General features: G+C 43.8%; 20 protein-coding genes and 1 rRNA gene. 7 read left to right on the forward strand and 14 right to left on the reverse strand.

Going from position 1 to position 19,202, the window contains the following annotated elements; genetic code table 11:
• A 16S ribosomal RNA gene (locus tag FPZ44_RS22610) occupies positions 1-100 on the reverse strand; the annotation flags it as partial.
• 493 nt (positions 101-593) lie between these two features.
• Complete coding sequence (locus tag FPZ44_RS22615; protein WP_144994256.1) at positions 594-1,505, reverse strand: hypothetical protein; 912 nt, start codon at positions 1,503-1,505, stop codon at positions 594-596.
• Positions 1,506-1,625: 120 nt separating this feature from the next.
• On the opposite strand from FPZ44_RS22615, the gene FPZ44_RS22620 reads away from it, so the two are divergent.
• Positions 1,626-2,084, forward strand: a complete 459-nt coding sequence (locus tag FPZ44_RS22620) for a YgzB family protein (protein WP_335926134.1) — start codon at positions 1,626-1,628, stop codon at positions 2,082-2,084.
• A gap of 105 nt (positions 2,085-2,189) precedes the next feature.
• Here the strand turns inward: FPZ44_RS22620 and FPZ44_RS22625 are convergent, their stop codons facing one another.
• The 9 genes from FPZ44_RS22625 to FPZ44_RS22665 all read right to left on the reverse strand — a co-directional run bounded on the left by FPZ44_RS22625 (position 2,190) and on the right by FPZ44_RS22665 (position 11,579).
• A complete protein-coding gene (locus FPZ44_RS22625; RefSeq protein ID WP_144994258.1) occupies positions 2,190-3,935 on the reverse strand; it encodes a glycosyl hydrolase family 18 protein in 1,746 nt (581 codons plus the stop codon).
• Between the two features lie 176 nt (positions 3,936-4,111).
• Positions 4,112-4,549, reverse strand: coding sequence for a peroxide-responsive transcriptional repressor PerR (gene perR, locus FPZ44_RS22630; RefSeq protein ID WP_028594853.1), 438 nt, complete (start codon positions 4,547-4,549; stop codon positions 4,112-4,114).
• A gap of 154 nt (positions 4,550-4,703) precedes the next feature.
• Positions 4,704-5,924, reverse strand: coding sequence for a DUF4097 family beta strand repeat-containing protein (locus FPZ44_RS22635; RefSeq protein WP_186786201.1), 1,221 nt, complete (start codon positions 5,922-5,924; stop codon positions 4,704-4,706).
• Entirely contained in the window at positions 5,921-6,559 is a 639-nt protein-coding gene (locus tag FPZ44_RS22640; RefSeq protein WP_261378501.1) for a TM2 domain-containing protein, read from the reverse strand. The genes FPZ44_RS22635 and FPZ44_RS22640 overlap by 4 nt, the downstream gene beginning before the upstream one ends.
• 54 nt (positions 6,560-6,613) lie before the next feature.
• Positions 6,614-7,240 (reverse strand): RNA polymerase sigma factor, encoded by a 627-nt coding sequence (locus FPZ44_RS22645; protein WP_261378502.1) that lies wholly within the window; start codon positions 7,238-7,240, stop codon positions 6,614-6,616.
• 332 nt (positions 7,241-7,572) lie between these two features.
• Entirely contained in the window at positions 7,573-9,015 is a 1,443-nt protein-coding gene (gatB, locus tag FPZ44_RS22650) for an Asp-tRNA(Asn)/Glu-tRNA(Gln) amidotransferase subunit GatB (RefSeq protein WP_144994264.1), read from the reverse strand.
• 17 nt (positions 9,016-9,032) lie between these two features.
• Positions 9,033-10,499, reverse strand: coding sequence for an Asp-tRNA(Asn)/Glu-tRNA(Gln) amidotransferase subunit GatA (gatA, locus tag FPZ44_RS22655; RefSeq protein WP_418789203.1), 1,467 nt, complete (start codon positions 10,497-10,499; stop codon positions 9,033-9,035).
• Between the two features lie 67 nt (positions 10,500-10,566).
• Positions 10,567-10,854, reverse strand: a complete 288-nt coding sequence (gatC, locus tag FPZ44_RS22660) for an Asp-tRNA(Asn)/Glu-tRNA(Gln) amidotransferase subunit GatC (RefSeq protein WP_144994267.1) — start codon at positions 10,852-10,854, stop codon at positions 10,567-10,569.
• A gap of 344 nt (positions 10,855-11,198) precedes the next feature.
• Positions 11,199-11,579 carry an ATPase gene (locus FPZ44_RS22665; RefSeq protein WP_144994269.1) on the reverse strand — a complete coding sequence of 127 codons (381 nt, stop codon included), beginning with the start codon at positions 11,577-11,579 and terminating at the stop codon, positions 11,199-11,201.
• A gap of 231 nt (positions 11,580-11,810) precedes the next feature.
• On the opposite strand from FPZ44_RS22665, the gene FPZ44_RS22670 reads away from it, so the two are divergent.
• The 5 genes from FPZ44_RS22670 to FPZ44_RS22690 all read left to right on the forward strand — a co-directional run bounded on the left by FPZ44_RS22670 (position 11,811) and on the right by FPZ44_RS22690 (position 16,416).
• On the forward strand, positions 11,811-12,485 hold the full coding sequence (locus tag FPZ44_RS22670; RefSeq protein WP_144994271.1) for a response regulator transcription factor: 675 nt from the start codon (positions 11,811-11,813) through the stop codon (positions 12,483-12,485).
• Positions 12,485-13,978 (forward strand): HAMP domain-containing sensor histidine kinase, encoded by a 1,494-nt coding sequence (locus FPZ44_RS22675; protein ID WP_261378503.1) that lies wholly within the window; start codon positions 12,485-12,487, stop codon positions 13,976-13,978. Before FPZ44_RS22670 ends, FPZ44_RS22675 begins: the two co-directional genes overlap by 1 nt.
• Positions 13,979-14,047: 69 nt before the next feature.
• Positions 14,048-14,962 (forward strand): ABC transporter ATP-binding protein, encoded by a 915-nt coding sequence (locus tag FPZ44_RS22680; RefSeq protein WP_144994273.1) that lies wholly within the window; start codon positions 14,048-14,050, stop codon positions 14,960-14,962.
• Complete coding sequence (locus FPZ44_RS22685) at positions 14,962-15,675, forward strand: ABC transporter permease (RefSeq protein WP_144994275.1); 714 nt, start codon at positions 14,962-14,964, stop codon at positions 15,673-15,675. Before FPZ44_RS22680 ends, FPZ44_RS22685 begins: the two co-directional genes overlap by 1 nt.
• Complete coding sequence (locus FPZ44_RS22690) at positions 15,676-16,416, forward strand: ABC transporter permease (RefSeq protein WP_144994277.1); 741 nt, start codon at positions 15,676-15,678, stop codon at positions 16,414-16,416.
• 217 nt (positions 16,417-16,633) lie between these two features.
• On the opposite strand, the gene FPZ44_RS22695 is transcribed toward FPZ44_RS22690, so the two are convergent.
• The 3 genes from FPZ44_RS22695 to uptA all read right to left on the reverse strand — a co-directional run bounded on the left by FPZ44_RS22695 (position 16,634) and on the right by uptA (position 18,510).
• A complete protein-coding gene (locus FPZ44_RS22695; protein WP_144994279.1) occupies positions 16,634-17,257 on the reverse strand; it encodes an MBL fold metallo-hydrolase in 624 nt (207 codons plus the stop codon).
• Positions 17,258-17,326: 69 nt separating this feature from the next.
• Positions 17,327-17,893, reverse strand: a complete 567-nt coding sequence (locus FPZ44_RS22700; protein WP_144994281.1) for a thioredoxin family protein — start codon at positions 17,891-17,893, stop codon at positions 17,327-17,329.
• Complete coding sequence (gene uptA / locus FPZ44_RS22705) at positions 17,890-18,510, reverse strand: undecaprenyl phosphate transporter UptA (protein ID WP_144994283.1); 621 nt, start codon at positions 18,508-18,510, stop codon at positions 17,890-17,892. Before uptA ends, FPZ44_RS22700 begins: the two co-directional genes overlap by 4 nt.
• A 177-nt stretch (positions 18,511-18,687) precedes the next feature.
• Between uptA and FPZ44_RS22710 the strand changes: the two genes are divergently transcribed.
• Complete coding sequence (locus tag FPZ44_RS22710; RefSeq protein WP_144994285.1) at positions 18,688-19,143, forward strand: transcriptional regulator; 456 nt, start codon at positions 18,688-18,690, stop codon at positions 19,141-19,143.
• Positions 19,144-19,202 lie beyond the last annotated feature (59 nt).

Genomic DNA, 19,202 nt, shown 5'->3' on the forward strand with positions numbered 1-19,202 from the left:
AACCTTCAGGAGTGCAAGCACTCCATCAAGTCCGCTCGACTTGCATGTATTAGGCACGCCGCCAGCGTTCGTCCTGAGCCAGGATCAAACTCTCCATAAAAGTGTTTGACTTGCTCATTTGTAATGCTGACGAAATTCATTGCTGAATTTCTTATATCAAACGTTTCACTCGTTGTTCAGTTTTCAAAGAACAATTTAGCTCAGATCACTCATCTTTCGATTCGTTTTCTTTCGCTCTCGTTCGCCGTGTTTCTCAGCGGCGACTCTTATAATATATCATGTTGTTCATTTTCCGTCAAGCATTTTTTTGAAAGTTTTTTTAGTTTGTTTTTCGATGTAGTTCGTTTGTAACGTACCTTCTTTTCGAACAATCACTTCTTAATTAAAATGAAGCGATTCAAACATGTGTCTTTCATCTGCTTGTCCGTCTTGCTGTTGTGTACTTCCGAAGAAGACGTGTTTTAATTTATCACAGAACACAAATGAAAGTCAACTCTTTTAATGGTCCAGTTTGTGGTAATTTAGTTCTGCATTTTCCATAGCTTCGTACTATTACATTTAAGTCACGCATCAACACACCTACCGCCCTGTCTTTATGCACGGCTTCGCCCGTCTATCCACCGATAATAAGTCATTGCACCTATTGATGAGAACGTGTTGTCCAATTCCACCAATGACAGCTCTACAGAACCCCGGCTCACAAGCTTATCCAACAATAAAGGAATTTCATTCGCAATACATACTAAATCAGGATGACCACATAGCTCCAACAAATTCATACCTTTATGGGATTCGTGCAAAATACGAACAAGCGGACTTAAATAAACGTACATACGTGTCGAAATGATAAATTCACACGCTAACAACACTAACTCCACTCGCTTATCTAATGTTTCTGTACTCATTACTAATTCTTCGTATAGTTTATGGATACCTAAATCAAGCAACCTAACATGCTGCCACAATGATGAACTCGGTACTTGTCCATGTTCGACTATAGACAGCCTGGCTAGTTCCAACAACGCTTGCTCCGCTGCTGAAAATGCATCAAGATATGCTCTACTCCCCACACAACGCTTCAATTCAACATATGCTCGCACAAACGCGCTAAATTTCATTAATATACGATGTTCTTGACACCTATCCCATAGCTTGGGGAAATCTCGAAGATACTGTACCATTTGGCCGTCACGATCATATTCCACCGAAGCATAGAACAACCAACGTCTCATTTCTTCATATTCCAAAACATCGTCACTCAACAAATCATGCAGTGTTATATGAAGAACTACAATGTTACATTGACTTTCTCCCTCTAAATAAACAGGTGTCCATGCTGGGTATTCAGGATGTGAGCCTATTACCATAAGAAGCACATCCCAACTTAGTGTAGACTGCCAATCATCCTCAAGTTGGTTTCGGTATACTGCTAGTATTCCGCTAACATCTTCATCTTGGGAAAGATGCTGGATCGAGAAATACAATGGCAAAGTATCTTTTTTCACAATTATCCCACACTTTTTGGCTTTCTTTAACAGCTAATGATAGTTTATACTTCTACATAGATTGTCTCTTTCCTTCTCTAAAGTACTATCATTCTGATTCAACGATAGGAGAGCATAGCGATGACGAATCTCACAACACGCACAACGATGCGAGTATTTCGTACAAGCAAGATCAATGAATTTCGATTGTGGGGCCTCGTTCTGACACTGGTCGGGATGGGAATCATGATTTTGGGGACAGCAGGCATAGTAAAATGGGGACAGGCAGGCAAGCCTTTCGCAGCCGTATTTATGATTATTGGCATGATTGCATTGCTAGCTAGCGTAGCCATTTACTTTTGGGCAGGGATGCTCTCGACAAGCGCTGTTATGCTCCAATGTCCAGAGTGTGGCCGCCAAACCAAGATGCTAGGCAAGACAGATCGCTGCATGGGATGCCGAACCATTCTTACTTTGGATATTGCACAAGCAACGGATGTTCCTGAATATGAAAGTGAACAAAAGCAACCATCCGAATTATCTAGTACCATAAGTGACACTTTTGAATCTGAAGATCGTCATAATGAAGTACGTCAGTAACAATAACTTTTATAATATTGTAGTTGAATTATTATTTGAAACATGACCAGATACAACTAGAGCCGCTCCCCTTACCGGAGAACGGCTCTTTTTTAGTAAAAATAATTAGTATTGCAATAACTCCCAAGCTTTCTCATTCCCCAATGAACGTACCCAAACTCCAAATCCAGCAAGGTTAAGCTCCTTCGCCATTTTCAAACGAGCTTTAATAGATGTCTCATCTTCAAGCCAAACTCGGTATTTCACATTACCTTCACTTACTTCTGCATAATTCTGTCCTGTTGATTCTGAATATACAGGTTTAGCCCTATGCTCTTTCATCCATTCTTCTGTAGACTTCATTCCCAACGCTTTGGATGACACTTTTACTTCCCCATTCTCGTGTGTCTCCGTCCAAATCCGTGTATAAAGCGGCATTCCTAACACCATCTTCTTAGCTGGTACACCGTCTTCCTCCATAATTCGAGTTACAGCCTCACGAGACCAAGGCAATGATGCCACTGATCCCGCTTTCGGACTTGCAGCCCAATGCTCGTCATATGCCATTACAATCATGTAGTCCACGGAACGACCTAATTCAGCACGATCAAGGAACCTTGACCAGTTGCCACTACCAGACTTAGCCGTAACGTCAATAGAAACAACAATCCCCTCCTTACGCAACAAGGGGGTGAGCTCACGCACAAACTGAGTAAGCTGATCGCGATCTTTTACATTTACATTTTCAAAATCAATATTAATTCCATCAAGATCATACTGCTTCACGAATGCAAGCAGTTGCTCCGTCATATAACTTCTATTCTTATAAGTAGCTAATGCTTCTGTTGTACGTTCTGGGTCAAAACTATTGCTAAATAAACCCCATACATACTTTTGCTGTGAATGTGCCCATTCCACAAGGCGCTTGTCCGCTTTGTTATCAATCTTCCCGCTGCCATCAGCAATACTAAACCAGGTCGGACTAATCACATTGATCCCTGGCATTTGCGGCAGCTTAGCTGGATCAGGGTTACGACTGTAAACTGCTTCCCAAGCTAACGCTACTGGCGTCTGCTTCTCTACGAATTCAGGCAACTTAACTGCTGGGATATTTGGAATCGTGGATTGTTCGCCCATGACTAACTCATCTTGCTTTATATAGCCGATGCGTCCTTGGTCGTCCTGAATTCGACTCCAATTCCCTTCACTCTTCCACACATATACCTGTGTTGAGTCTTTCAGATCTGCAGCGATTGGCGCATTATCGTCTGCGCCTTCTCTTAATTTAACGGATACATTAGAATCATTAGAATGATTGCCAGCAACAATATTCGCGAGCTGAAGCTTCTGTCCTGGCAACATAACATGAACAACGTCATTGTCACTGTACTCACGGACATCCACAACACCTAATTGTTTAAGTATGGTATATGGCACATAAACTTCATCTTTAACACGCTCCGCTGCAACTCCCCAGTTATAGGATTTACCATTCCATGTCCCTGTCCCATCATCTATAGATACTGTTGCCACATGATGATCATTAGTTAAAATGACAAGTTCAGATTTCTCCTCATATATCGCTTGAGGCATTATCCGCTCTTGTATAGCTGTGAGCGGAAGCAGTAATTGCTCCCCTTTGCCTCTGGCACCATACTTGGTGTACTCACCATTCCATGTAATTGGTTGTGTGATTGAAGGCTTTAACTTTGGATATTCTTCATTAGGGGACCAGGCCTTCCAGCCCTGCCATAAACTAAATAGCAATATCGTTAAGCCTATAAGCACAAAGAGGCATCCCCCACGCTTAGAGCGCCGACTCGATCTGGCTGCATATTTTGAATATTGATTGTTACGGTTATCTCTTCGCATATTTCCTCCTCTTTACTATATAGACGCATTCACATCCTACCATTACGTCATGCAGTACAATAATTCAATATTCGATATTCGTTGTGATGGTTATATCAAGCTGATCCTAACATATAAAAACAAAACGCGCACCGATATGAATATCGCTGCGCGTCATCTTACTCTACATGCTTCACTTAACAGGGCTGTTCTACCTTAAAACAGTCCTGACAAACCCCATACACTTCCATCCGATGTCCACGAATGTGGAATCCGGTCCGTGATGCCGCTGTTTGCTCCACTTCATCAAGAGCAGGCATCGAGAAGTCAGCAATCTTGCCGCATTTCTCACAAATCGCATGGTAATGATCCGATATATCCGCATCAAAGCGACTGGAGCTATCACCATAAGTTAATTCACGAACAAGTCCCGCCTCAATGAACATCTTGAGATTGTTGTACACCGTTGCTACGCTCATGCTCGGAAACTTAGGCTCAAGCGCTCGGTATATTTCATCTGCAGTTGGATGGGTCATGGCGTCCATCAAAAATGCCAAGATTGCATGACGCTGCGGCGTAATACGCACACCAGACTCTTTAAGATGTTCTAAAGCATGTTCAACCCGCGTCTTCATCCTGACCACCATCCTTTCCCTAATCCTCTTGCACTAGGTTCATTCATTCTACATTATAACAATTCTCATCAAATAATTGATTTACATCCATTGTACGACTAATATTTTTCATTTGTCAATCGTCAATTATGTCATATGAAACAATTCAGGAAAACTATCCCTTGTGCTGCAATGAAATGGAGCCCGATGCCCTCACTCTCAAGCCAACTCCACCTTCACCAACACTGTCAATAACAGCTGACTCATCAGAACCAAGTGATGAGTAGTTAGTCATGATACTTCCTTTAAGCGAATGCAGGTCCACAGCCATATTCACATCCTGCGGTAAAACGAGATTGACGTCACCCTTCAAATTCTCAACACTCCAATAACCGCTTAGCTTAGAGGAACTGATATTGACATTTCCGTTATGAGCTACCGCATGAAGCGTGCTGTTTATTTCATCTAGCTCAATGTTCCCTTGTTGCACTTGCAGCTCTACACCGGATTCTAATCGTTGGCCATACACATTTCCTTTCATCGTATGCAGAACAGCCATTCCTTTTATATCATTACATTCAATATCGCCTTTTGACGTTCTTGCCTCTACACGATCCAATGCATCCACGATCCTTATATCACCTTCATTCGCATGAACATAAATAGGCGCAACTGGCCGCTGCGCATACACATTTCCTTTGTTCACTTGAATATCTAATTCTATAAATTTCTCTTCTGGAATCGTGATCTTAATGTCGAACTGAAAAGGCTGTCGTGGTTTATTGCTGCCTGTATAGCTTTTACCATCTAGAACAAGTTTATTTGGTGCTGCTTGTTCTAATTTCAAATCGACAGCAGCGGCAGCCACTTCCGCTTCTTGTTGCGTTGCCTCATATATCGTCACAATAGATTCCACTTCAATCGTCTCTGTTTCAGCAGTCTCAATATAAATATCACCGGTCTCATGCACGATTGTAAGCTGATCGATGTCCTCTGAAAGCTGTTGCTCAATGGTTGGCTTCGTTATAGGCACCCCACCTTCAAGCACCATCTGCTTCATCATGGAGAAGTCGAATTGAATACTACGGACCCAGTTGTGAAATAGATTAGGCTGAGCGATCAAGAAAACACTGACAGCTACAATTAATGCTGCACTAATGCCAACAAAGTCCACTTTCCATTTTTTCTTCTGCCTGCGCTTAAGCAATCCCGTTACTAAAACCTCAAAGGCCCAGCTAATCGCTATAAGCGGCCACCATACTTTTAACAACTTAATATGGGAATAACCCGTACTCAGAGCATCCCATAAAAGCAGACCCCCAATGCATACAAGCGACATTGCAGCAGTAAATCGTCCCGCTCGTATGAATGAGGTGGAGACAAATTCCTTTGTCATCGTCTGCTTCTCGTTTCCTTTAGGAGGATATACAAACCAAAGCCGATGAGGGCAATTGCTCCGAGAAAGGAACCTACGTATTGGAACAACCAACTTAGCCATGTTGGATCCAAAGCAAACAGCACCATGATTACACCTATCGCTACAAGCAAAACACCGATCCAAGGCCCCTGTGATATCGGCACAGGAGTACCATATAGTGCGTGTAAGTTAACTTTATCAGTATGCTGCATGGCATCAAATAGATTAAAGAAATAGATAACAGGCATCAGTAATGACAGTAGTACGATTAAAGGTACATTAGTACCCATATTGGATGTAGAGAAATAAACCACAGCCACAATATCAAGTACCAACAGCATAATCATCAATAACCCACGCTGCATCAGCCCTAAGTAAAAGTGACCCGCTCCAGGGAAAAGACATGCCAGCAGTATCGCGACAAACTTACTTTTCTTCGGCGGCTTCTGTGCAGCAAATGGCGGCTCCTGAACATGCCGATATGGGGTATCTGGAATTCCGTCCCACTCCTCTTTCCCTTGCCGTGCGCGATATGCCATATCCATCTCATACATACGCTCACGCAAGAAGCGTTCTTCTTCTTTTTCCTCCATAAAGCTCTTCTGTCTAGTCACCCTTCTCGCCTCCTTTCTATTCCCTCTTACGATTAACCGATTTCTATTTTTTATTTAAACGACTGGCACTTCTGCTGCTTGGCCCCAGCCATTTTTAAATAATGCTTTTGCACGATATAATCTCGTCTCAACCGTACGAACCGGCATGGATAACTGTTCCGCTATCTCCGTATAAGAACGGTCACGCAAGTGATACATAACCATAATAGAACGGTATTTTAACGGCATATTGCGAAGCGTCTCTCGTACTTGTTCACATCGCTCCTGCTTCAACACATGCTCTTCCGGCAACTCTTCTGAAGCAATTAGCTCATTATCTAAGTTCATCCGATAATCCTCATAAGGAAGGGAATCGGATTGGAGATGAAACTTCCACTTGCGCAAAGTGTCAATCAATTGATTACGTGTAAGTCGATACAACCAAGTTGTAAATTTCGCTTCCCCACGAAACGTGTGCAGCGAGCGGTATACTTTGATCCACACATCCTGTGCGATATCTTCAGCCAGATATCTGTCCTTAACAGTCTGACAAATACAAGTTAACACAAATCGACGATGTCTTTCCACTAAAGTATTCATCGCCTCTTGCTCTCCAGCAATAATTTGCTGAACAAGCTGCTCATCGGACTGGTTTTGCTTCGTACTTTCTTGACTATATAATCGATTGTTCAATAGGTTCACGGCAGTTAACACCCTTTCTATTCTTCCGTACATACATCGCAATGTCATGTTCTCATCGTTCACTTAAGTTACTATTATTGTACGCGGAATAGAAAAGGGCTTAAAACCTGCCGGAGTCTAGTTGTGGTTCACAGACTTTGGTCTAGGTAGGCTCCCTCCAAATGGACGGCATTTAATCAGCACAGCAGGAGATTTGCGGACCATTTTATATGAAATACGCTTAAGAAAGGGGCGTTTGCCTATAAAAAATGGAGCTAGATCCCCAACGATCATCAGTCGATCCATCGGGGCACCTGCTCCATCTTTTATAAACATTTATCAACAAAGACGATTTACGCTTGTTTCAGCACATCAACAAGAAGTTCGTTAACAAGTGTCGGGTTCGCTTTACCTTTTGTCTCACGCATAACTTGGCCTACAAGGAAACCAATCGCTCTTTCTTTACCCGCGCGATAATCCTCTACAGATTGCGGATTCGCAGCTACAATCTTCTCAACAATTCCTCTGATTGCGCCTTCGTCGCTAATCTGAACAAGACCTTTTTCTTCAACGATTGCTTGAGGAGCTTTACCGCTCTCCAACATTTCTTTGAAGACAGTCTTAGCAATCTTGTTGCTGATCGTTCCCTTTTCAATAAGACCGATCATTTCGCCAAGATTTTGGCCATTCAACAATACATCATCAATCTCTTTGCTGTTCTGGTTTAAGTAGCCGAGAAGGTCACCCATAATCCAGTTCGCCACTGCTTTGGCATCCTTCGTGTAATTCAAGCTCTCTTCCAACAAATCAGCAAGCTTCTTCGAGGATGTAAGCACGTCTGCATCATAGTTGGACAAACCAAACTCAGATGCATAGCGAGCTTTACGAGCATCAGGCAGCTCAGGAATCGTCGCACGAACGCGCTCTTTCCACTCTTCATCAATATAAAGCGTGACAAGATCCGGATCTGGGAAATAACGATAGTCATGCGCTTCTTCCTTGCTGCGCATAGACAACGTACGACCTTGAGACTCGTCCCATCTTCTTGTCTCTTGTACGATTGTGCCGCCATCTTCGAGAATATCCGTTTGACGTTCTACTTCATATTCTGTACCGCGCACAACGCCGCGGAAGGAGTTCATGTTCTTCAACTCTGTTTTCGTGCCGTATTCTTCTTGACCAACTGGGCGCAAGCTGATGTTCACGTCACAACGAAGCGAACCTTCCTCCATTTTCACATCCGAAACGTCACAATATTGCATAATCGCTCTCAACTTCTGCATGTAAGCTTCCGCTTCCTGCGCAGAACGGATATCCGGGTTGGATACAATCTCAACAAGCGGCGTGCCGACACGATTGAAGTCCACAAGGGAGCCAAAGCCGCCTTCCATATGCGTCAACTTCCCTGCATCTTCTTCAAGATGAAGACGGTCGATCGTAATTCGCTTTGTTTTGCCATCTACTTCAATATCAATCCATCCGTTACGTCCAATCGGCTGATCATATTGTGAAATTTGATACGCCTTCGGAGAGTCCGGGTAGAAGTAATTTTTTCGGTCAAACTTGCTAATGTCTGCAATCTCACAGTTCAGTGCCATTGCAGCTTTCATTGCATACTCAACCGCTTGTTTATTCAGTACAGGCAGTACGCCTGGATGTCCTAAACAAATCGGGCAAGTGTGTGTGTTAGGCGGTGCACCAAAGGATGTGGAGCATCCGCAAAAAATCTTCGAATTCGTGTGCAGCTCTACGTGCACTTCTAATCCGATTACCGTTTCAAAGGTTGTACTCGGCATGTCAGATTCTCCTCCTCTTACAACTGCGGACGCAGCTTATGATGTTCGGTTGCCTGTTCAAACAAATGTGCGGCGCGAAGTACAGCCGACTCATCGAATGGCTTACCGATAATTTGCAATCCAACAGGAAGACCGTCTGCCATTCCGCATGGAACGCTAATCGCTGGCACGCCAGCCAAGCTTACCGGAATCGTCAAAATATCGTTCATATACATTTGCAACGGGTTGTTGATTTGCTCCCCAATTTTAAATGCAGTAGTCGGAGCAGTTGGCCCGATTAATAGATCATACTTTTGGAATGCTTGATCAAAGTCTTGCTTAATAAGTGTACGAACTTTTTGTGCTTTCAAATAATACGCATCATAGTAGCCGGAGCTAAGTGCGTACGTTCCAAGCATAATACGACGCTTAACTTCAGATCCGAAGCCTTCGCTGCGGGACTTGAAGTACAAGTCAATTAGGTTGTCAGGGTTCTCTGCACGAACGCCGTAACGAACGCCATCAAAACGAGACAAGTTCGAAGAAGCTTCAGAAGAAGCCAACAAGTAATAAGCAGCTACTGCATATTCTGTATGCGGAAGCGATACTTCTTCCCATGTAGCGCCAAGCGACTCAAACGTCTTCAAGGCATCAAGCACAGCTTGTTTAACTTTAGGGTCTACACCTTCACCCATATATTCTTTTGGAACACCGATACGCAAGCCGCGAACATCGCCTTGCAATGCAGCTGTGTAGTCAGGAATATCGACGTTAGCAGAAGTTGAATCCATCGCATCATGACCAGCAATCGCTTGCAGTACAAGTGCAGAATCTTCAACCGTACGCGTCAATGGTCCGATTTGATCAAGGGAAGATGCAAATGCAACAAGGCCGAAGCGAGATACAAGTCCGTACGTAGGCTTCAATCCGACAATACCACAGTAAGAAGCTGGTTGGCGGATCGAGCCACCCGTATCTGAACCAAGGGAGAATGGAACTTGTCCAGCTGCAACTGCTGCTGCTGAACCACCACTGGAACCACCAGGTACACGTTCAACATCCCAAGGGTTGCGAGTCACTTGATAAGCGGAGTTCTCATTGGAGCCGCCCATCGCGAATTCGTCCATGTTCAACTTACCAGCTGTAATTACGCCAGCTTCCTTTAGCTTGCGAGATACAAAAGCATCATGCACAGGCACAAAGTTGTCCAAGAAACGGCTTGCACAAGTTGTGCGCAATCCTTCTGTAATGATGTTGTCTTTAATACCCGCAGGGATACCAGCTAATGCACCAATACCTTCCCCTTGTACGTATTTATCATCATAGCGGCGAGCTTCTGCACGCGCTTGTTCTTCATTTAGCGTTAGAAATGCTTGAACAGTTCCATCTGTCGCCGCGATGCGCGCGAAGACTGCTTCGGTTAGTTCCGTTGCAGACAGCGTGCGAGCGCTCAACTGCTGTTTCAGCTCAGCTAATGTATAATCCAATGGCGTCAATTCGAACATCCTCCTTCATTTTTGTACAGGATACAAAGCTATAGCCTGTTATTACGCAATTTATCGTATTAAAACGTTATTCCAGTACAGCAGGTACGCGGAATTGACCGTCTTCTTCTTCTGGCGCATTTTTCATAACACGTTCTCTATCCAGAGATGGACGAACTTCATCTTCACGCATTACATTGCGGATCGGCAATACGTGCGTTGTAGGTTGTACATCATCCGTGTTCAATTCATTCAGTTTATCTGCATATTTCAAAATCGCATTCAACTGATCTGTGTAACGATCTTTCTCTTCATCCGTTAGCAGCAAGCGTGCAAGCTTAGCTACATGCTCAACATCATGTAAATTAATGCTCATGGGGATTCATGTCCTCCTTCGTTCGGCAAATAGTCATCCCTTTATTATAGCGAAGAACTGAAAAATCTCAATTGTAGTGGAAACAACTTGTATTGTCTATGTAAAGAAGTGAAACCCACAATAAGGTGAAGCGTATTATCCTTCATAGAGCCAAAATACCAATTATTTCTTGCGTCGTATCAACACTAATTACTAACATATCGATTAATCAACTGCATCTATAATTATGAAATGGAAACATCGACATTGAAATAGAAGCATAAATGACACTTGCATCAAAAAAAGACACTCCAGATTCATCCCGGGTTCGGGTTGATATCTGTGAGTGTCTTTGTGTATGAGCTCTAAATCCAAGCTCGCAAGTTTACTTGTCGGATAAAGTCTTCCGGGGAAAGAGATTGTGGTTCCTCTTCCTCAGACGCCTCATCCTGTTCTTCGCCTTGCATCAGCTGACGGAACAATGATTCGTTACGTGTAGCTAATGCGTAGTCGATCAGCGCTTCCCGTTCAATGCGTTCCACTTCTTCTTTAAGCAGCACATCTTCAAGCTCAATATCTGAACCTGGTACTAAAAAATTGCGGTTCGCACGCGGAACCCGGACCACATAATCAAAAGCATTATCCGCATTGCGGTCATATGCAATAATATAGCCGTATTCCCCAATCGGCAAATGTTGCTCGAAACGGTCTGCGACAACGACTACTTTCTCTCCTAATGGCAGCATTGGTATGCCTCCCAGCCGTTTGCTTTTTTCACTATGTTACTAGAAAAATGAGCTGCTGTAAACGTTAGGTATGACGTATCGTAACCAGTTATTTTCCAGAGTGTTATCGTGTAGAACACTGTAATTGTCTATTTCTATGTAAATATTTTCAACCCATAACTTTCTGTCTACTTCGTTTTTCAATTTGCTATAATAGATTCCATACCTTACCAAAACGAGGAGAGTTATTCGATGAAACCAACTATCTTGTATGTAGAAGACGACTTAGAAATCGGAGAATGGACCAATCAATTCCTCAAGGACAAGGGCTATGAGGTCGATTGGAGAAAATCGGGCGAGAATGCACTGCATGAGGCCGGCTCTTATAGTCTGGTCATACTAGATGTGATGCTGCCTGGCCTAGATGGATTTACCGTTGGTCAACGTTTAAAAAAGAACGCACCTCATATTCCTGTGTTGATGTTGTCTGCACGAAGTTCTATCGATGATAAGCTGCAAGGTCTAAATTTTGCAGACGATTATCTTACGAAACCTTTCCATCCAGATGAATTGGCTGCAAGAATCGAAATATTGCTGCGCCGGTATGAAAAGGAAGAAGAGGAATGCATCACTCTGCACCATATACATATGTATCCGAAACAAAATCGTATTGTTGATAGCCGTACGAACGAAGATCTGACACTTACAGGCAAGCAGTTTCATATTTTCCGATATATGATCCAAAACGCCAATCAAATTTTGACTAAAGAGCAGATCTACGAGGGAGTATGGGGAGATCCGTACATAGAAGGCGACAAAACCTTGCAAGTACATATTCGATATTTACGTGAAAAAATTGAGCTGGATCCGAGCAAGCCGCTTGTTATTGAAACGATACGCGGCATCGGCTACAGGGTAAGACGATAATGAAGCTATCATTTAATAAGAACAAAAAGCAGATGGATATGAGCAAGATGCAGAAACATACAAAAAGCAGATGGTGGCGTTTAACCGACTCTCGCGTACGTTGGCGTCATTCCTTGCTCGTTAAATATCTTTCACTCGTCGTATGCGCCATGATGTTGTTCTTTTTCCTTATGCCCTTGGCTACCATTATTCTTGCAATACCGATGTATTGGAACGATCAAATGAAAGAAAAGGAAAATCCGTATGCGAATGGCCATACACTCATGACAGCGTGGCACGCCGAGACAAAGCTGCTTAAAGGTAGCAATGAGCAGGCCATTGAAAAACTTCTTGCCAGTTGGAAGGTTAAACTGCCAAAAGCATCCGTATTTTGGATAGATGAAAAAGGAATGACGCGTAGCATGCTGCCTGAGCAAAAATCACTGCCAAAACAGTGGACCGCGCAAGACAGTATTGCCTTTATGAAAAATAGCCATGACGGAGACCCCTTTACTGTCGTTTCCTTTATAGGTGGTGAAGCGGCTAAAGAAGGATTTGTCGTCATTCAAATCCCACGGAAATTGATGACATACGATGGGCTGCAGCCTCTATACACCAGCGAATATGCATTTGCAATTATGATGAGCCTGACTCTCCTATTCATTCTCTTCTCATGGCGCTTCTTCTATCGAATTCAACGGCGATTGAGAGAACTGGAACGAGCCATGGCAATGACAGACGAGCAAGGAATTCCTGTCACGATATCGGTCGCAAAAGAAGATGAAATCGGCCAGCTGCAGCATTCGTTCAATCGGATGACATCTGAGCTGCGGGCAAGCCGCAAACGTGAGCAAGAAGAAGAGGAACTGCGCAAGCAATTAATCGCCAATTTGTCTCATGATATTCGGACGCCACTGACAACCATTCGAACGCATGTCCACACGATACAGCAGGAAAATGACGTACTACAGGAACGAAGCAAGACAAGTTTGCGTGTAATCGTGCAAAAATGTGAGGACCTTGCACATCTCGTCGATAACTTGCTGTCCTATACACTGCTTTCAGCAAAGCGCTATACCTTCCACCCCCAAGCTGTGGATGTCGTTCGTCTTGTAAGGGAAAGCGCGGCGGCTTGGTACCCGATGTGGGAGAAGCATCAGTTTGAAGTTGAAGTTAATCTGCCTTCTGCGCCAATTACTTGGGATGTCGATCAGATGTGGATGAAGCGTATTCTCGATAATGTGTACCAGAATGTCGTAAGACACGCGTCATCTGGGCGCTATATTCGAATCGAAATGAATCAACTCCCTAACGGCAGCAGCGAACTGGTCATTCAAGATAAAGGTCCTGGCATGAAAGTCACTTCTTCCAATAAAGGTGCTGGTATTGGTCTTAGCATTATTGAAATGATGCTGAAAGAGATGCAACTGGAACAAGAGGTGTTTAGCAGCAGCAACGGTACGACATTGGTCTTGACTCCGAAACGGGGAAATTTAAAAAATCCAAATATTTAAACTCGATTTAACCTTGAAGTCGCTCTTGTTTAACCTTCAGCCTATAAAGTAGGTTGTGAGGTGATGAACATGAGCGACTTTATCGTTCAGACGAAGCAATTAACGAAAACATACAAAGGCAAAATTGCCGTTGATCAAGTAAACTTACAAATTCAAAAAGGTCAAATCTACGGTTTCTTAGGGTCTAATGGTGCAGGTAAAACAACGACGATTCGTATGCTGCTCGGCCTAATTCAACCAACAGACGGAGAAGTACATATTTTCGGCAAAAATCTAAAGAAAGACAAGCTGTCCATTCTTCGTAAAATAGGTTCACTCGTTGAATATCCGTCTTACTACGGTCACTTGAACGCGATTGAGAACTTGGAAACGATACGCCGTATTATCGACGTGCCAAAGTCACGAATTGATGAAGTACTTTCCATTGTGCAGCTTACTGCCGATGCAAAGCGCCCTGTAAAAGGCTACTCGCTAGGAATGAAGCAGCGCCTTGGTATCGCTGCCGCTCTACTTGGTTCTCCTGAGCTGCTCGTACTGGATGAACCAACGAACGGCTTGGACCCTTCAGGAATATTGGAAATCCGTGAGCTTATTAAAAGCTTGCCACAGCAATATGGCATTACAGTGCTCGTTTCAAGCCACTTGTTGAGTGAAGTGGAGCAAATGGCTACGAATGTTGGTATCATCCAACACGGACGCATGCTGTTCCAAGATTCCATTGAGACATTAGTACAGCAAGCTAAGCAGCATATCATGCTCTCTGTATCCGAGCCAGAACGCGCAGCTGCAACTCTAAATGCAGCAGGGATTCGCACTAATCTGGAGTCTGAAGGCTTGCTGCACTGTTCCTATGTGCCAGATACGAAAATTGCTTCCGCTGTCCATCTACTTGTCCATGACGGACATGATATTTATCGCATTACAGAGAAGCGCGAGTCGCTAGAGGATATCTTCCTTGCGATGACGAGAGAGGGGGGCTTCTAATGCTCACACGGGCATTTGCCTCGGACTGGCTTAAGCTGCGGCATACATGGATTGTTGCACTGGTAATCTTCGGACCAGCAGGCGTTATCGGATTGCAAGCAGTCAACTGGGGACTTCGCTATGATTATTTGACGGATCGATATGCAGGAATGCTGTGGGAAACGTTGTTAAAGGATGTCCATTTCTTATCCGTTCCTGCGCTGTTATTAGGAATTACGCTCGTCGCTTCTATGCTTGCAGGTATGGAACATCAGCATGGATCATGGAAGCAAACGCTAGCACTGCCTATTCGACGCCGGACTGTATATATGTCCAAATGGCTTGTTTGCCAGACACTAATGCTGCTAGCTTGTATCCTATTAATGACGGGTATGCTCCTGCTCGGTTACTTGCTCGGCTTCGGTGGGAATATTCCATGGGATAGCCTCCTTGCTCGCAGTTTCTATCCTTGGCTGACAGCAGGTCCAATCTTAGCACTTCAGCTATGGCTATCCATTAGTACAGCCAACCAGACGATTCCTCTCTCGATCGGAATCGTACTGAGCATTATGAGCTTGTCTGCTGCAGGCATGCCTGACTGGATGCCATTGAAATGGCCGCTGCTGATGAAAGATTCAATTTCAACAGAACTATCAATCGCATTAGGAGTAAGCACAGGGCTGCTCGTTCTCCTATTCAGTATTATTCACTTTACACGGAAGGACGTGAGTTAAATGAAGGGCATCTTCAAAATACTACGTTCAGAAGCAGTTAAATTACGCCATTCAAAACTAAGCAGCTTGCTGCTAATCAGTCCACTGCTCTCGCTCTCAGTCGGCGTTATGTATAATACCCGCAGTGACGTGCCATGGCTTGAGATGTACAGTATGATGGCGCTATCTCACGCTATACTATTCCTCCCGCTTATGACAGGAATCATTGGCGCACTGATGTGCCGCTATGAGCATGCCAACGGCGGTTGGAAGCAAACGCTAGCTCTACCTATCTCTCGAACCCATCTATACGTAGGAAAATTTCTAATTATTTGCTTCATGACTTTTACGATGCAGCTTTTGTTCTTCTTAGCGGTAGTTGCAGCAGGGATGTTCAAAGGATTTGAAAGTCCGATGCCTGCCACGGAGATTATCACCTTCGTTATTAGCGGATGGATTGCTACATTGCCGCTTGCTGCCTTGCAATTGTTCGTCTCCACGATGTGGGCAAGCTTTGCAGCAGCCTTAACGATTACTGTTATTTTCACGCTGCCGAACATGCTTATTGTACAGTCAGCAGATTACGGCCCTTATTATCCTTGGGCACAGCCTGCTCTTGCCATGCTGCCGATGAGTGATAGTTCCATGAATACGTTAGGTTTAAATATTTCACTAGAGACGTTATTGCTCGTTATTGGCGGAAGCTTCCTTGTATTTTTCGTCACTGGACTGCTCTATTTCCAGCGGAAAGATGTTGCGTAGTCCAATGTCGAATACGACGAAATTATATTCCAGATTGTGCTTACGACTAGAAACATATACATGTTACGAAATTAGGGATAAGCTAAACGTCAAAAAGCACGTAAGCCATAAAGGGAGATCCCTTACGGCATGCGTGCTTTTTTGATGATGATAAAAAATCAATGTCGACTATGTTCGTTTCCTATTTCAGCTAACTGTAGTCTGTCGCGTACTCAAGCTACAGAAATGGATTGTGTTCTTTCTCAAAACCGATCGTTGTTGCCGGACCGTGACCAGGGTAGACGTTGACATCATCACCTAGCGTGAACAGCTTCGTACGAATCGAATTGATCAGAACAGCATGATCGCCACCTGTAAGATCAGTGCGGCCAATCGACATGCGGAACAATGCATCACCTGCAATGCATTGTTTATCAAATACAAAGCTGACACTGCCAGGAGAATGACCTGGCGTATGAAGTACGCTAAGCTTCAATCCGATCAATTCAAGCTCGTCCCCGTCCTGAAGCAAATGTTCAGCAGGAGCAAAGCTCATCGGCCCGGTTATTTGCGGCCAACGAAGTGAACCGTTAAGCTCGGGATTCGTTAGCCATTCCTGTTCCTGTTCATGAATATAAACAGGACAACCGTAGCGCTCGCGAATAAGGCCCAAACCACCGATGTGATCCAAGTGAGCATGGGTAAGCAATACTGCTTTAACCTGCATGTCTCCAAGTGCTTGGAACAACGGTTCAGGATTCATGCCTGGATCGATTACGACCGCCTCGTTCGTATCTTGCTGATGAAGAATGTATGCATTCGTCTCGAAAGGTCCAAGTGGAATTCCAATGATGCGCAGCATAGTTGTTAAACACCGCCTTTATAAGGTTTCAAGACTCTCATCTAATCAAACTAGAGCCATTGTTCTATTTTAAAAGGATGAGAGCAGCTCGCGCAATTCTTTAAGAACTCGCGTTTGATATTCTGTACCTTCACCATACTGTTCTATTATCTTTTGACGAGCAATTTTCAAGTTATCTTGATAGTCTGCTGCTTCGCGATCTGGATTCGCCTGCTTGAAGGCAATCATATGTGCTTGTACATCGCTAGGGCGAGGACCCCATTGACCAAGTACATGTCCACCAGTGTCTGCAATAATAACAATTGGTACCGCACGGCCACCCATCGTTAAATATTGATCCATCACTTCAGGGAACTTCTCTACGATAAGTACTTCTGTAGGAATACCTGCTGCTTCTGTCGCACGGAAAACAACTGGTACGTTGCGGATAACATCCCCACACCAATCTGCCATCAAGATTAGACAACGAAGATCATCACGGAATTGAAGTGACTCGAAGAAGGATTTGTCTTCTTCATTGCTCCATTCGAAACCTTCGTACCAGCCAAGAAATGTATCTTTATTTTTCTCCATCCCATCAATAAAAGCTTGTGGCGTAATTCCTTGATCTAGAACTGCTGCTACGGATTTGCTCATATCGGTTTACCCTCTTTCTTCTTAGATATTGTGTATTTGATAACAAAATAAATAATAAGCACTGCTAGAGCTACTAAAATAAAAGACTGAATATATGGTGCCGCCGCCTCATCGATATGCTGCCAACGATCACCTAATACGTATCCTAGATACAAGAACCCAATCGTCCAGGGTATCGCTGCCAGTGTCGTCAACATGACAAACTTCCATACCGGCATACGGCTAATTCCTGCGGGAATTGAAATCGCGTGACGAACGATCGGAACAAACCTTGCCGTGAAAATAACTCCTGTACCGTACTTATTGAACCACTCTTCAGACATGTCGATATGGTGCTGACGGATAAGCAAGTATTTTCCGTAACGAGCCAAAAAAGGTCGCCCTCCATACCGTGCTATTGCATAGATGATAAACTGAGCTGCAACGCCGCCCACAACTCCAAAAAACAGGGCGGAGAAGTATGAAATATGCCCCTGTTGAATCAAATACCCGCCATAAGCCAGTACAAGTTCACTTGGGATCATTTCCATCATCAGACCAATCATAATCCCAAATCCGCCTAAACTTTGAATCCATTCAAGTACGGTCGATACAAGATCATGTAACACGGTTAACATTCGCCTCGGTTTCTCCCCTATATAATCGAGCGTTTAAAAAGCGAGCTTCTCAAACCAACTCAGAGAGGTATAAACCCATTTTATTCTAGCATACCCAAGGACATGTCTGCTACTGCTTGTCATCGCAGTCTGCCTGTCCGCATACAATGCAATAGACAAGCAATAAGGAGGAGTCGTATGGCAACTTGGTGGATCGTAACAAAGAAACATTGGCGGATTGGATTGATTTCTGTTGCTGCTATTATGTGTGTGACCGCATTTTGGCGCTATGAAACGAATCGTATGCAAGAAAACACAGCTCAGTCCCAACCTACAGAAAAACGTGTCATCCACATGATTACGAGTGAGGTAAAAGGGAAAAGCGAAGACGGTAAAGAGCTAGAGGTGTATCGCTTCGATCCAGGTACAGTACCTGCGAACGACGGAGAGCTCGTTGAATTGCGAATTCGCGGCGTAAATGGCAAACAGCATGACTTTTTTATTGAGGGAATGGACATCAAAGGTACGATTTACAAAAATAAAGAAACGGTCGTCACTTTCGTTGCTAAGGAAGGCATCTATCGAATCATTTGTGCCAATCATGCAGATGCCGCACATGAAGGACCTATGATAGGCTATATCGTTGTGGATTAAAAAGAAATGTGATGTCCTCCATGATGTAAATAAGCAAATGCAAATGCTGATTTGCATTA

Origin of the sequence: Paenibacillus agilis (genome assembly GCF_007786455.1) — a bacterium.
Lineage (GTDB): Bacteria > Bacillota > Bacilli > Paenibacillales > Paenibacillaceae > Paenibacillus_B > Paenibacillus_B agilis.

Excerpts from the sequence above, each read along its gene's own strand:
- FPZ44_RS22620 (WP_335926134.1), top strand. The coding sequence starts at position 1,626 with ATGACGAATCTCACAACACGCACAACGATGCGAGTATTTCGTACAAGC.
- FPZ44_RS22625 (WP_144994258.1), bottom strand. The coding sequence starts at position 3,935 with ATGCGAAGAGATAACCGTAACAATCAATATTCAAAATATGCAGCCAGA.
- perR (WP_028594853.1), bottom strand. The coding sequence starts at position 4,549 with ATGAAGACGCGGGTTGAACATGCTTTAGAACATCTTAAAGAGTCTGGT.
- FPZ44_RS22635 (WP_186786201.1), bottom strand. The coding sequence starts at position 5,924 with ATGACAAAGGAATTTGTCTCCACCTCATTCATACGAGCGGGACGATTT.
- gatB (WP_144994264.1), bottom strand. The coding sequence starts at position 9,015 with ATGCCGAGTACAACCTTTGAAACGGTAATCGGATTAGAAGTGCACGTA.
- gatA (WP_418789203.1), bottom strand. The coding sequence starts at position 10,499 with ATGTTCGAATTGACGCCATTGGATTATACATTAGCTGAGCTGAAACAG.
- gatC (WP_144994267.1), bottom strand. The coding sequence starts at position 10,854 with ATGAGCATTAATTTACATGATGTTGAGCATGTAGCTAAGCTTGCACGC.
- FPZ44_RS22665 (WP_144994269.1), bottom strand. The coding sequence starts at position 11,579 with ATGCTGCCATTAGGAGAGAAAGTAGTCGTTGTCGCAGACCGTTTCGAG.
- FPZ44_RS22670 (WP_144994271.1), top strand. The coding sequence starts at position 11,811 with ATGAAACCAACTATCTTGTATGTAGAAGACGACTTAGAAATCGGAGAA.
- FPZ44_RS22675 (WP_261378503.1), top strand. The coding sequence starts at position 12,485 with ATGAAGCTATCATTTAATAAGAACAAAAAGCAGATGGATATGAGCAAG.
- FPZ44_RS22680 (WP_144994273.1), top strand. The coding sequence starts at position 14,048 with ATGAGCGACTTTATCGTTCAGACGAAGCAATTAACGAAAACATACAAA.
- FPZ44_RS22685 (WP_144994275.1), top strand. The coding sequence starts at position 14,962 with ATGCTCACACGGGCATTTGCCTCGGACTGGCTTAAGCTGCGGCATACA.
- FPZ44_RS22690 (WP_144994277.1), top strand. The coding sequence starts at position 15,676 with ATGAAGGGCATCTTCAAAATACTACGTTCAGAAGCAGTTAAATTACGC.
- FPZ44_RS22695 (WP_144994279.1), bottom strand. The coding sequence starts at position 17,257 with ATGCTGCGCATCATTGGAATTCCACTTGGACCTTTCGAGACGAATGCA.
- FPZ44_RS22700 (WP_144994281.1), bottom strand. The coding sequence starts at position 17,893 with ATGAGCAAATCCGTAGCAGCAGTTCTAGATCAAGGAATTACGCCACAA.
- uptA (WP_144994283.1), bottom strand. The coding sequence starts at position 18,510 with ATGTTAACCGTGTTACATGATCTTGTATCGACCGTACTTGAATGGATT.
- FPZ44_RS22710 (WP_144994285.1), top strand. The coding sequence starts at position 18,688 with ATGGCAACTTGGTGGATCGTAACAAAGAAACATTGGCGGATTGGATTG.